This is a genomic window from Streptococcus sp. SP1, assembly GCF_030440005.1.
In the GTDB taxonomy this organism is placed as follows: Bacteria; Bacillota; Bacilli; order Lactobacillales; family Streptococcaceae; genus Streptococcus; species Streptococcus parasanguinis.
This window is the reverse complement of record NZ_JAQFJJ010000004.1, coordinates 113,295-127,349: the sequence shown is the minus strand read 5'-3', so window position 1 is coordinate 127,349 and position 14,055 is coordinate 113,295. Positions and strand designations below refer to the sequence as shown.

The 14,055-nt window shown below is 41.1% G+C and carries 11 protein-coding genes; all 11 read left to right on the top strand.

Going from position 1 to position 14,055, the window contains the following annotated elements; all coding sequences use genetic code 11:
* The first annotated feature begins 37 nt into the window (after positions 1–37).
* The gene (locus tag PCY07_RS03465) at positions 38–916 is read left to right on the top strand and encodes a carbohydrate ABC transporter permease (protein WP_070659970.1); all 879 of its coding nucleotides are present in this window, start codon (positions 38–40) and stop codon (positions 914–916) included.
* Between the two features lie 3 nt (positions 917–919).
* The gene (locus tag PCY07_RS03460; protein ID WP_070659973.1) at positions 920–1,744 is read left to right on the top strand and encodes a carbohydrate ABC transporter permease; all 825 of its coding nucleotides are present in this window, start codon (positions 920–922) and stop codon (positions 1,742–1,744) included.
* A 32-nt stretch (positions 1,745–1,776) separates the two neighbouring features.
* The gene (locus PCY07_RS03455; RefSeq protein ID WP_070659976.1) at positions 1,777–2,340 is read left to right on the top strand and encodes a hypothetical protein; all 564 of its coding nucleotides are present in this window, start codon (positions 1,777–1,779) and stop codon (positions 2,338–2,340) included.
* A 1-nt stretch (position 2,341) separates the two neighbouring features.
* Positions 2,342–4,570 carry an alpha-galactosidase gene (locus PCY07_RS03450; RefSeq protein WP_301355157.1) on the top strand — a complete coding sequence of 743 codons (2,229 nt, stop codon included), beginning with the start codon at positions 2,342–2,344 and terminating at the stop codon, positions 4,568–4,570.
* Positions 4,571–4,607: 37 nt separating this feature from the next.
* Positions 4,608–5,318 carry a GntR family transcriptional regulator gene (locus PCY07_RS03445; protein WP_301355159.1) on the top strand — a complete coding sequence of 237 codons (711 nt, stop codon included), beginning with the start codon at positions 4,608–4,610 and terminating at the stop codon, positions 5,316–5,318.
* A 12-nt stretch (positions 5,319–5,330) separates the two neighbouring features.
* Positions 5,331–6,197, top strand: coding sequence for an ROK family protein (locus PCY07_RS03440; protein WP_195487016.1), 867 nt, complete (start codon positions 5,331–5,333; stop codon positions 6,195–6,197).
* A gap of 1 nt (position 6,198) precedes the next feature.
* On the top strand, positions 6,199–6,831 hold the full coding sequence (locus PCY07_RS03435; protein ID WP_223345410.1) for a GDSL-type esterase/lipase family protein: 633 nt from the start codon (positions 6,199–6,201) through the stop codon (positions 6,829–6,831).
* The gene (locus PCY07_RS03430) at positions 6,828–7,790 is read left to right on the top strand and encodes an acetylxylan esterase (RefSeq protein WP_301355161.1); all 963 of its coding nucleotides are present in this window, start codon (positions 6,828–6,830) and stop codon (positions 7,788–7,790) included. The genes PCY07_RS03435 and PCY07_RS03430 overlap by 4 nt, the downstream gene beginning before the upstream one ends.
* Positions 7,791–7,803: 13 nt before the next feature.
* Positions 7,804–9,195, top strand: a complete 1,392-nt coding sequence (locus PCY07_RS03425; RefSeq protein ID WP_141751189.1) for a glycoside hydrolase family 1 protein — start codon at positions 7,804–7,806, stop codon at positions 9,193–9,195.
* 92 nt (positions 9,196–9,287) lie between these two features.
* Positions 9,288–12,344, top strand: a complete 3,057-nt coding sequence (locus tag PCY07_RS03420; RefSeq protein ID WP_301355164.1) for a glycosyl hydrolase — start codon at positions 9,288–9,290, stop codon at positions 12,342–12,344.
* Positions 12,345–12,454: 110 nt separating this feature from the next.
* Positions 12,455–13,717: a DUF6287 domain-containing protein gene (locus PCY07_RS03415; RefSeq protein ID WP_301355166.1), complete on the top strand. Its 1,263-nt coding sequence runs from the start codon at positions 12,455–12,457 to the stop codon at positions 13,715–13,717.
* Positions 13,718–14,055 lie beyond the last annotated feature (338 nt).

Genomic DNA, 14,055 nt, shown 5'->3' with positions numbered 1-14,055 from the left:
AGTTTGACCCTGTCAGCTTTTGATTTGGAGGAAGAATATGTTTAAAAGTACATCAAAAAGAGATCGAGAAAAACGGTTGATTATCTTTGCCTTTACGATTATTCCAGTCGCATTGATTTTGACGTTTTCTTACTACCCTCTCTTCAAAATGTTCCAATATAGCTTGCAAGATTGGAACGGCTATAGCACAAATGCTAAGTATGTTGGTTTTGAAAACTATAAAACGGTTTTAACCAATCCAAATTACTTTACTGTATTTAAAACCAGTTTGTATTACTTCATTGCAACCTTTTTCCAATTAGCAGTAGCTCTATTGTTCGCGACCATTCTTTCTTTCAAAGTGAAATTTGCGAATTTGTGGAAAGGAATTCTTTTCTTCCCTTATCTACTAAATGGGGTAGCTATTGGTTTCATTTTCCTTTATTTCTTTAAAGGAAACGGAACCTTGGATACAGTGTTGAAAGCTATCGGATTGGGAGATCAAATCCATCTCTGGCTTGGTGATCGTTCGATCAACAATATTTCTCTAGCCTTTACCTCTGTATGGCGCTATACTGGATTTAACTTCTTGGTCTTCTTAGGAGCGATTCAATCTATCAATCCAGAAGTTTATGAGGCGGCAGAGATTGATGGTGCAAACCGTTGGGATCAGTTCCGTTATATCATTGTCCCTAGTATCCGCAATATCATTTTCTTAAATATTATTTTGGGTGTCAGCGGATCATTAAGCGTATTTGATATCCCTTATATCATGACTGGTGGATCAAATGGAACAACGACCTTTGTGATTCAAACCATTGATACGGCCTTCAAATACAATAAAGTGGGACTGGCATCTGCAATGGCAATTATTCTCCTTGTGATTGTGATTGTTGTCTCGCTCGTTCAAAAAATGGCAACGAATGAAAGGAAGTAAGGAATGAAACAGAAAGTCTCGATAGGGAAGGTCCTTCAATATGTGATTTTGGTGGCAGGAGCCATTGTGGCCCTTCTTCCAATCCTAGTGGTCTTTATTGGATCTTTTAAAACAAACAAAGAATTCCTAAGCAGTGGAGTTTTGGATTTGCCAAAATCATTTGATTTTTCAAATTACAAAACAGCCTTTGTGAATGGCCAAATGCTCTTAGGATTTAAAAACACCTTGTTTATCTTTGTGGTGAGTATGGTTGGGAAATTGACCCTCGCTTCTATGTTTGCTTATGCGATGAGTCGATTTGAGTTCAAGTTGAAAAAACCCATTTTGATGCTCTTTGTTTTGGCTATGTTGATTCCAGGGATCACCAGCCAGGTAGCAACCTTCCAAATCATTAATGGTCTTGGACTATTTAACAAAATCTGGTCAGTTATCCTCTTGAACTTGGGAACAGATGTCATTTCTGTTTATGTATTCTTACAATACTTGGATGAGATTCCTGTTTCCCTTGATGAATCGGCATTTTTAGATGGTGCTAGCTACTTTGGAATCTTCTGGAGAATTATTCTTCCAAACTTAAAAGCACCAATCGTAACCATGTTAATTATCAGTGGAGTCGGTGTCTACAATGACTTCTATAGCCCCTTCTTGTACATGCCAGACCGCAAATTAAAAGTTATTTCAACAGCCTTGTTTGCCTTCAAGGGGCCTTATGGGACAAACTGGCCAGTCATCTTGGCAGGGGTTGTGATTGTCATCCTTCCAATTTTAATCGTCTTCTTATCCCTTCAGAAATATATTTACAATGGGGTTTCTGGGGCTGTTAAGTAGGAGAAACTTCATCTTAGAAAAGGAAATCAAGTATGGTGGAAAAAAGATCCAAACTAAAACAATTGATTGAAAAAATCTATTATGTTGGTAAATTATCTGTTTTGTTTTGGGTTAGTCTCTTTCGAAAGGGATTGGTCTATGCGTGGGTTGCTACCATTCAAAACTGTTTAGAATGCGCCCAAGAACGGTACATAGAAGACGAATCTATCTGGAAATGGTCAGGGAAAAAAAGAGAACAAACCCTTATTACCTATATGATTTCCTTTCTAATGACCCTGACATTTTTCGGAATTTTTGCATCGTGGATGTCCATGATGCGACAAGTAAGCGAGCTTGCGATTACGGCCTTTGTCTTCTCGAGCATCCTTTGGTGTATTCTCTTCTTATTTGCGACTGCTTTGGCCTTAGGCAAGGGAGGAAAAGAAGAGACTAACTTCTCGCTCTTTCGAAAAGATCCCTTGTTTGCTATTACCTTGTTTCTAGGCTTGTGTGCAGGCATTTGGTTTTCACTCACAAAAAATATTATTGGTTGGTTTTTATTTCCAGGTTTGTATTTTTACCTTGTCATCTTGGTGAAAAAGATGAAGGTGCAGTAAGATGATTTTTATTCAGGAAGAACAACAGGTTTTTCATCTTCAAAATAAGTATTTTAGCTATATCTTTCGTGTGATGGAAGAAACAGGGATTTTAGAACAACTCTATGTTGGAAGTCCCATTCCAGAATTGGAAGATTACGAACTCTTTATTGAGCGGGAGATTCGTCCGGGCAATAATTTAGTCGAAGGTAGTCTCTTGACCTCTCTTGAAACCATTAAGCAGGAAATGCCTGTTTTTGGAACAACTGATTTTCGCTATCCAGCGATCGATTTGGAAAGTGAAGCGGGAGACCATGTTTTCCAATTCACCTATCAAGGCTATAGCATAAGGGATGGAAAAGAAGTGTTAGAGGGGCTTCCAGGAAGCTTTGCAGATGCGCCGGATGCCCAGGTATTAACCATCCATCTCAAGGATCGTTATGAAGAACTTTATCTAGACCTTCGCTATACCGTCTTCCAAGATTTGGCTGTCTTGACGCGGCAACAACAAATCAGAAATCAGAGTGGACAAAACTTTAACCTTCATCAATTGGCCTCATTGAGCCTCGATCTTTCAAATGAAAACTATGAATGGCTTCATTTAGACGGAGCATGGGCAAAAGAAGCCCACTTGAAACGGGATAAGATTCACACAGGCGTTCAACAGATCTCAAGTACTCGAGGAGCAAGTAGTCACATGCACAATCCGTTTTTAGCGGTCTGTGAGCCGACGACAACAGAAACACGCGGTCAAGCTTTTGGTTTCTGTCTCCTGTATAGTGGGAATTTCCTTGCTCAAATCGAACGAGATAATTTTGATGTTTTACGGATTCAACTGGGGATCAATCCCTTCCAATTCAAATGGAAGTTGGAGGATGGTGAAAGCTTTGACAGCCCAGAAGCAGTGATGGTCTATCGTCAAGACGGACTAAATGCAATGAGTCAGACCTTCCATCAGTTCTTCCAGAAACATCTTGTTCGTAGTAGCTGGCGAGATACAAAACGCCCAGTTTTATTGAATAATTGGGAAGCAACTTATTTTGACTTTGATGAAGAAAAGTTGCTAGAAATTGCGAGGGAAGCAAAAAATTTAGGGGTGGAACTCTTAGTACTGGATGATGGCTGGTTCGGTGACCGAAATCGAGACGAAGGTTCATTGGGGAACTGGGTGATCAACCGTAAAAAACTTCCTGGAGGGCTCGAGAAACTTTCGAAAACCCTGCATGATGAAGGACTCTTATTTGGACTGTGGTTTGAGCCAGAAATGGTTTCAAAAGATACTCCATTGTATCAAGAACACCCGGAATGGATCATTGGGCAAGGTCAGAAAAATATTTCGCATGGACGCAATCAGTATATCCTCGACTTTGGGAATCCTCAAGTAGTGGAAGAAATCTTTGGACAAATGGATCAGATTCTTTCTCAAGTGGAAATTGATTACATAAAGTTGGATATGAATCGCTATATTTCAGAAGCCTTCTCCAATCATTTACCAGCTGATCGACAAGGTGAGGTCTGTCACCGTTATATTTTAGGGGTCTATCGCTTGTATGAAAAGCTGATTCAAAAATACCCTCACATCTTAATTGAATCCTGTGCGGGGGGAGGGGCTCGTTTCGATGGAGGTATGTTGTATTATAGTCCACAAATTTGGGCTAGTGATGATACGGATGCTATCGAACGTATTCAAATCCAATCGGGTCTGTCGATGATTTATCCAATTGCCTCTATGGGATCACATGTTTCAGCTGTACCGAATCACCAAGTGGCTCGGATTACGAGTTTGGAGATGCGTAAGAATGTAGCACTGTTTGGTAGCTTTGGCTATGAATTGGACCCAACCAAGCTGGAACCTGAAGAAAAAGAACAAATCAAACTAGATATTAAAGAATACCAATCTTATCAAAACTTAATCTATACAGGAAACTTCTACCGTTTAGAAACAGGAGATTCTAATCGTAAGGCCTGGATGGTGGTTAGTCAAGACCAAAAAGAAGCCCTGGTTGCCCATTATCAAATTTTGGCAGAACCAAATCCCAATTACAAACGTTTGAAATTGCAAGGTTTGCTTGCGGATGGAAAATATCATGTCAGTGAGAAGAGAGTGGATCAAGTACGGACAGGCGCTGATTTAGAAGCGATTGGACTATTGTTGAACCAAAATTATATTGGACGTCAAAATGACTTCTGGTCGCGAGAAATGCCTGGTGATTTTCATTCACGTTTATTTTATCTAAAGATGATAGAATAAGGAAGATCTAGAATAATAAAGAGAGTTGAGTGAGACAATGGAAAAATATAAAGTCATTGCAAATGCAGTTCGAAAGAAAATTATTGAAGGGGAGTATTTGCCTGATCAAAAACTCCCTTCAGAAAAAGAAATGGGTGAGACCTTTCAAGCGAGTAAACTGACCATAAAAAAAGCAATTGATATCCTTGTCTCAGAAGGTTTAATTGTCAAACGTCGTGGATCGGGGACTTTTGTTAAATCACTCTCCATTGAAGAAATGGAACGCTTGATTGTAGATAACCAAATGCGTGGAACCTCTGCCTTTCATCCGGATAAGGAGGTTACCAGTAAAATTCTTCAATATGAAATTGTTCCGGCTACAGAAAAGGTGGCTAGTAAGTTGAATATTCCTATGGACACGCAAGCGTATGAAATTTATCGTGTCCGTTTGGTGAATAAGCAACCAACCGTTATTGAAAAAACCTTTATGCCAGTGTCTATTATTCCTGGATTGAGGAAAACAGATTTGGAAGGCTCCATTTATACGTATATCGAAGATAAATTAGGGTTGTACATTGAAAGTGGGCACCGAACGATTTCTGTACGAAAAGCAAATGACATTGAAGTAGAAGAATTGCAACTGGAGACAGGGGATCCTGTTGGAGTAGCAGAACAGATCGGCTTTTTAAGTAATGGTGCTCCGTTTGAGTATTCAATCAGTGTACACCGCTACGATCAGTTCTCTGTAGAAATGATGGTCAAGCATTAAGAGGAGTGAATCATGGGAATTTTAGCATTTGATATTGGAGGGACAGCTGTCAAATATGCTCTCTATGAGGAGCAGGGGTTAAAAGAAACTTCTTCTTTTCAAACTCCAAAAAACTGGGAAGAAATGAAAGCCAATCTCTATCGGGTCTTTGAAAGTTATGCTGGTAGGTCGATTGAAGGAGTTGCATTTTCAAGTCCCGGAACAGTGGATGCTGTTCTTGGAGAAATCCGAGGGAAAAGCGCTGTTCCTTATCTTCATAATTTTCCTATTCTCAAGGAATTAGAGGACTTGTTTTCTCTTCCCGTATCGATTGAGAATGATGCCAACTGTGCAGCCCTAGCAGAAGTAGAATTTGGCGAGGCAAAAGAGAGTACCAATGCAGCCTTCTTCATCATTGGGTCTGGGATTGGTGGGGCTATCGTGATCAATCGTGAGCTCTATAAAGGAAGCTCCCTCTTCGCAGGGGAATTTGGTTATATGCTTCAAACCGCCAAGGATTCCTTGAGCATGCTGGCTAGCCCAGTGAATGTAGCTGGAACCTATTCAAAAGCAGTAGGCCTTTCACCTTCTATATCAGGAAAAGAACTGTTTGAAAGAGCAGAAAAAGGAGAAGCAGGAGCGATCGAAGCGGTCTGCCACTTGTATGATGAGTTGGCACGTGGCATTTACAACATTTTGTTTGTTTTCAATCCAGATGTGGTGGTCATTGGAGGAGGCATCTCAGTGAGACCAGACCTTTTGGAGAAAGTGGATTCACGTGTGAAGGGACTATTAGAAGAAAATGGTATAACGGATCTCCCTTATGAGATCAAGATCTGTCGGTTCCATAACGATGCTAATCTCTTAGGAGCTGTTGCGAATTTTAAAAAGAGGGCCTAAAATGAAGATCTTAGAAACAGATCGCCTCGTTTTTTTCGGTGATAGTATCACAGAATGGGGACGAGACCGGAGTCAAGCCTCTGATTTGGGAACAGGATTTGTCCACTATGTGGGAGAAGTATTGAAAAAGAAAGTTCCTCACTTGGCTATTTATAATCGGGGCATTGGTGGAGACCATCTTCAAGACTTGCTAAATCGATTGGAGGACTGTACTAGCCTTCAGCCCACCAAGGTGGTTTTGTTGATTGGCATCAATGATGTTTGGCATCAGGTAGGGCAGCCAGATTTTGGAAGTCGCGAAATCAATGCAGTATTCGAGTCGAACTACCGGATTTTGTTACAAAAATTGCAGGAGGCGGGTGTCGAAGACATTCTATTGTTGGAACCGTTTGTATTACCATTTCCAGAGGATCGGCTTACTTGGAGACTTGATTTAGATCAAAAAAGGCGGGTTGTAAAAAAGATGGCCCAGGAATTCCAGTTTGAATGGGTAGCACTAGATCATCTGCTCAATGAAGAAGCAAAATGTGTTGGAGCCCAAGCCTTGACAGGAGAAGATGGAGTGCATCCAACTCCTTTAGGGGCTCGCATCATAGCCGATCAAGTGCTTTCCTGTCTTGAGGTGATGGTATGATCAATCAAGAAATAGCTTATGAGCAATGGGGCTCTTATCGTAGTCCTTATCAAAAACCAGCAGACTTTGATGCATTTTGGCAAAAGGCCAAGCAAGAAGTTGAAAATCTTAGTTTAGCCTTTCAATTAACTCCCTATCCCTTGCCTTCTAAACTAGTGGAAGCCTTCGAATTGCGCTTTCAGGGAGTTGGAGAAGCTGAGATTTATTGTCAATATCTGCGTCCTAAAAATAGTGAGGATAAAAAACTTCCGGCTCTTCTTCAGTTTCATGGTTACCATGTGAGTAGTGGTGATTGGAGTGACAAGGTAGCATTAGCTGCTGAAGGAATTGCAGTCCTTGCGTTAGATGTCAGAGGTCAAGGTGGAAAGTCACAGGACCGTTTGGTCACAACGGGTGGAACTTTAAAAGGCCATGTGATCCGTGGTGTGGAGGATGGCCCAAACAATCTATATTACAAAAAGGTTTATCAGGATCTTTATCAGTTGACGCGCATCTTGCAGCAGATGGAGGAGATTGATCCTCAAGAGATGATGACCTATGGGGTTTCCCAAGGAGGAGCCCTAGCATTAGTGGCTGCTGCTTTAAGCCCGTCCATCAAGAAAGCCTTTGTTCAGTATCCGTTTTTAAGTGACTTTCGAGAAGCCTATCACTTGGACCAAGGACAATCGGCCTATGAAGAATTAGCTTATTGGTTTCGATTCCGGGATCCATTACACAAAAACGAGAAAAAATTTTTTGAAACATTAGACTATATTGATATAAAGAATTTTGCACCTTGGATTCAGGCTGACATCTTTTGGGGAATGGGATTGGAAGATCGCATCTGTCATCCCAAATTACAATTTGCAGTATGGAACGAGTTGCAAACGAAGAAAGAATTAAGCTGTTACCCAGAGTATGGTCACGAATACCTACCAGGATTCAGCGATGAAATGAGAAAGAGAATCATAGAACAATAAGGAGATAATGGTGATGAAACAATTTCCAGAAAATTTTTGGTGGGGGGCTGCTACATCAGGACCTCAAAGTGAAGGACGATTTGATAAAAAACATAGCAATATGTTTGACCATTGGTATGACATTGAACCCGAAGCCTTTTATAACTACGTAGGACCGGATACAGCATCCAACTTTTATAATAGCTACGAAGATGACATTGCTAAAATGAAAGAAGTTGGTTTAAACAGTTTACGAACTTCGATTCAATGGACACGACTCATTGATGATTTGGAAACCAATACGGTTGATCCTAAAGGAGTGGACTATTACAATCGCGTGATCGATACCTTCCTTGCAAATGGAATCCGCCCAATCTTTAATCTCCATCATTTTGATTTACCAGTAGATCTCTACCATAAATATGGCGGTTGGGAATCTCGTCACGTTGTCGATCTTTTTGTTGGTTTTGCAGAACAATGCTTCAAGCATTTCGGAGATCGTGTTAAAGACTGGGTTGTCCACAATGAACCAATGGTGGTAGTGGACGGTGAATACCTTTATCAATTCCACTATCCAAAATTAGTGGACGGCAAAAAAGCTGTTCAAGTAGCCTATCACCTTAATTTGGCAACGGCTAAAACGATTGAACGCTACCGTGAAAAAGGATATGATAAAGATGGCGGTCGTATTGGAACAGTTTTAAACTTAACTCCAACTTATGCTGCTTCAGAGGAAAAAGAAGACCAAGATGCTGCTCACTTTGCTGAACTTTGGAACAATAAGATGTTTTTAGAGCCTGCTGTACACGGGCATTTCCCAGAAGAATTGGTTGCTGTTCTGAAGAAGGACGGGGTATTATGGCAAACAGAAGAAGGCGATGAAGAATTGTTCCGAAACAATACGGTCGATTTTCTGGGTGTGAATTTCTATCATCCAAATCGGGTTAAGAGACCAGATATTTCTCCTGATTCTGTTGGAGACTGGATGCCAGGCCGTTACTTTGATAACTATGATATGCCAGGCCGTCGCATGAATATCGACAAGGGCTGGGAAATCTATCCTAAAGCGATCTATGATATTGCTTTGAATGTTCGAGACAATTATAAAAATATTCCATGGTTTGTTTCTGAAAATGGGATGGGAGTCTCACGTGAAGAACGATTTATGGATGAACATGGACAAATTCAGGATGACTACCGGATTAACTTTATCCAAGAACACTTAGAATGGTTACACAAGGGGATTGAAGAAGGTTCTAATTGCTTTGGCTATCACCTTTGGACGCCAATTGATTGCTGGTCTTGGACCAATGCCTACAGAAATCGCTATGGCTTGATTTCGAACAATATTCACACACAAGTGAAGACGATCAAGAAATCAGGTTACTGGCTCAAAGAAGTGATTGAAAAAAATGCGATAAATTAAAAAGAAATAAGAGAAAATAACTTATCTTGCAGATGCTGTTGAGCCTAGCAAGGGCGTTGTTTTCTCTTTTTTAAAAAAATGAGGAAAATCAAATGAAACAAGGGATGAAAAAGCAATTAGTGTTGAGTGCAACAGTGAGTGGGATCTTTTTATTTTCTCCAGTTGTAATAGCAGCTGAAGAGCAGAATGCTCCTACCGTTGAGGAGGTTACTGGAGGCGATCAAGTGAGTTCAGAAAATAGTTCAGGAACGGCTGCATTATCTGAAGCAACTCCTTCGCAGGGAACACCAACTGTTACAGCCCCAATATCAGAAGATACAGCGACTGGTCAAACTAGTGAGACTAGGCTACTCGCAATGACAGATGATCAGGCTAGTCAAGAAACCAAAGAATTGTATGCCTACTTAAAAGACCTGAACAAGAAGAAGGATATTCTGTTTGGCCAGCAACATGCATTGGATGAAGGGGTGACTTTGACCTCTGAAGGATCTAGAGCGGGTTCGACAGACTCGGATGTAAAAAATGCTGTTGGAGACTATCCAGCTGTTTTTGGCTGGGATACCTTGAGTCTTGATGGTTACGAAAAACCTGGTGTATCTGGAGATCTGAAACAGAGTATTGCGAATGTAAGCCAATCAATGAAGACAGCCCATCAACTGGGCGGGATTATCACCATGAGTACCCATCCTCATAATTTTGTGACAGGTGGTGATTTTAATGATACATCAGGAGATGTGGTCAAAGAAATTCTACCTGGAGGTTCCAAAAATGAACAATTTAATCAGTGGTTAGATCGTATCGCAGAGTTGGCCCACAGTCTTAAAACAGACGAGGGACAAACTATTCCAGTTATCTTTCGGCCATTTCATGAACAAACAGGAAGCTGGTTCTGGTGGGGAGAAAGTACGACCAATCCGGAGCAGTATAAGGCTTTGTATCGCTATACTGTTGAATACTTGCGAGATCAAAAAGGAGTTCACAACTTCTTATATACCTACTCACCAGGAGCTGGGAATGACCGTTATTTTAAGACCTATCCTGGGGATGCTTACGTGGATGTGTTAGGAATCGATAGTTACGATGATAAAAACCAACCTGGTTCAGACAGTTATATCCAAGCTTTAAAAAAGGATACAACCATGTTGGTAAAAGAAGCGGAGGCACGAAATAAAATAGCAGCTCTGACAGAGTTTGGTTATAGCGCACAAGGATTGAAGAATACTGGTAATACCTTAGATTGGTATACTCGGATTTTCAATGCTTTACAAAAGGATCCAGCAGCTTCAAAGATTGCCTATATGATGACCTGGGCGAATTTTGGCATGGGAAATAATCTCTATACCCCTTATCGAGATGTCAATGGAAATCTTGGGGGAGACCATGAGTTATTGGCTGATTTCCAAAAATTCTATCAAGATCCTCATTCTGTCTTTTTAAAAGAAGTGGGGACGATCTATGGTACGGGTAAATCATTGCAAACAAGCCCACATATTTCTACACGCTATGTAATACAGCCAGGGAGTGATAGCCTTATCAAGGATCAAACTTTGACTATTGTTGCTAAAGCTAAGACAGAAGATACAAAGGTCACCGCTCGCTTCAATGATCAAGCTCCTGTATCCTTATCTTTAGTCAATGGTTTTTACACTGGAACTATCACACTGCCGGAAAATGTGAAGAGAGAGGTCGCCCACCTTGTATTTGATTATTACCAAGGAGATAAGATTGTTGAAAGTCAGAATTATCGCTTATATATCAAACGAGGAAGCCAACCTCAAGATCCACTAGTCGTGGATGATTTTGAAGATTATTTAGGAGAGCGGGACCTTTTGGAGCGTGCTTACTCATCTAATGGGGATCCTATCGTGATGTCTCTAGAAAAAAGGCAGGGTCAGGATGGTTATCGTCTCGTCTATGATTACCAATTGGATCGAAATGGCTATGCTGGTCGCCAGTTGTCTTTCGATAAGGATTGGTCAGTAGCCAATGCTATTCAATTTGAACTTGATGCAGATCAGCAAAGCAATCGTCATTTGACAGTCCAGATTCAAGTTGGTGGCGTAAGCTTTGAAAAAGACATTGACCTTTCCAATGGAGTTCATGGGCTTGTGACCATCCCTTTGTCAGAGTTTAAGCCAGCTCAATGGGAAAGTCATCAGTCTGCTCAAATCACCAAGGAACGTTTGAAAAAAGTAACGCAATTTGCTCTTTATTTAGGTGGAGATAAAGGAAAAGGGCAATTGAGGATGGATACAATCAAAGCAATCACGGATCCAAATCTTGCTACATTGCCTGAAAAGGAAGCAGACAAGACATATGAAGCGAAACTTTATCCATTTGACCAAGAAAGTACAGATTGGCAAGGAGAAGGACGAACAGTTTCGGATGGAGCCTTACATGCTACCTTAGCTTTAAAGAAAGACGACAAGGCAGAAATAAAGGTGAATCAAATTTCAGATCTTTCCTCCTATGATTGGTATGTTGTACGAGTCAAGGCGAGCCAACCTCTTTCTGCTAAGCTTTTTATCAAAGTTGGGGATAGCTGGCAATGGGTAGATAGTGGGTCTCAAGATCTATCGAAAGATTACAAAGAACTTCGTTTTGATCTATCTAGTATTGAACATCGGGATGCAACGCGAGAAGTCGGAATAGAGTTTTATAAATCTTCTGATGAAGCGGGAGATAGTGAGGTTACAATTGATTATATTGCTTTTGTTAAGAGTCTGGATGAATTGGTAGGCTTGAAACCAAAAGAATTGCCAGAATCACAGCCATCACCACTCCCAGAAAAAGAAGAGTATACAGAGCCTAACAGCCCTGAAGGAGATCCTATAGAGACACAAGCGAAGCCAACCGATGAGAAAGGACAATCTGATTTCAAAGGAGCGACTCAAAGCCCGATCACATCTAAGAAAGAGGAGACGGATAGTCAAAGCCAAGTCTCTAAAGGGACGGTGGCAGATGAAAAAAGTACAGTTTCTAAGGTGATGGAAGTAGAAGAACCCAACTTTGATTCACAAAAACAAGGTCATTCGAAATTGTTACCAAATACAGGTTCTAATCCGTCTCTCTTGGCAATTATTACTGGAATGGTCTTCATAATGCTAGCTGGGTTCATTAAAGTGTTCTATAAAAACGATAAATTCTAGTTTCTAGCTGATATGGTGGAGAGGTAAAACCACTACATAGAGGGGAATTTTACTATACTTTCAATTTAGGGTATACTAGTGTAAAGATCTTATTCCATGGAGGTAGTAAAATGAATCTTAAGTGGAAGAAAAAATACCTGGGACCGATTTTGGGGCTGGTCGGAGCAACTGTTCTGATCGGTGGAGTCTATCTCTACTCTAGCTCCAACATCCAACCAGACCATCAAAAGGAATTTAACCAGACCAGCAAGAAGGTCACCAAGCCAAAAGAAAAAGCCATTGACTTGAGTGGTGACTATGTCTCTAATGAACGGGATGAAGCCAAAATCGAGAAAAAGGGCAAGGCCTGGAAGATCGATTACCAAACAGCTGACGGCAAGGTAGCTGCTGAATTTAGCACGGATTGGAAGGTCGAAGGGTCTAACAAGGTTTCGACAGGCAAGATGAAAAAGTCCGATGGCAATACAGACTTTACCGTCACTGTTCGCGTCTTCAAATACAAGACAGATAAGAAGCCTTTGATCACGGTCACCATGTCTGATAAAAATCCCGACCACGAGATGGTCTTTGCCAACCGGGAGGATTTTTTCAAATCGACAGATCCAAATGATGTTGTCCTTGATGGCAATCTTTCACCGTTTGAAGGTGCTTATTCCAATGATGCCTATGAAAAGGAAATCGCATCTTCCGGTTTTAAACTTTATGGCTATACTCCAGAAGAGTATTACCAAAACAAGACAAATGCCTTTCCAAGCATTGTAAATGGTGAGACCGGCTGGACTTTCTGGAGCGGAGGCACTCGGGCAAGTTACCTGCTCAATAAAGAAAAAGAGCCTAAGAAACGAAAAGGCTATTATGAAGTTTATTTCACTGGAGCCAATGCGACTGCGATCCAAGGGCAAGAGCAAACCTTGTACTTGATCCCAGCAGGTGTGACAGGTCCTGATGGAGTGGTTTCCCAAGAACGTCGGATTTTCTTTGGGGATGTGGCCTTTCGGGATTACCATCTAGAGTGGTGGAAAGCCTACCCGCAACCGAAAAAAGAGAAAGACTTGGATATTGCGGCCATTAACGGAGGCGATTTCTCAAGCCTAGCTGGAACCTGGCGCAATGGCAAAGGTGCTGAGATCGTCATCCAAGCAGATGGGAAAGTCAAGGGCCAAGGTAGCCTCAAGGCCGTTGCGGACTCAGATAAGAAGAGCAAGATCCCTTATGTTGAAATGAAGATGGGTGAGACTGGTGCTGCGATTGGACTGCTGAAAATTGGCTTCCAAAATCCAGATGGAGACCAGTCTGATACCAGCAAGCCACGTCTAGTGGTCACTCAATCTGCAGGCAACTATCCAGCTGATCAATATTTTTACCGTCAATAAAAGAGAGTGGGACAGAAATCGGTCATTCGTTAGAATTCGATTTCGTCGTCCCACCTCCGCACAGTTGAGTAGGGCTGTAAAAGCTGATGAAATCAGCGTAGTAGAGCCCACTCAACCACTGCGTCTTGCTCGACAATCCAAAGACAATTGAGAGACTAGGACTTTTGTTCCAGCCTCTTTTTTTACTGTAAGAAAGGCTCGTGGGGTCTAGGAAATTGTTAGTCTCTAGCATTAAAAGGAAAAAAATGTAAAAAAGGCTTGACAAAGCAAACAAATAGCAGTATTATTAACTAGTTAATTAACCGATTAATAAACTGGTTAATAAAAATGAAAAAAGA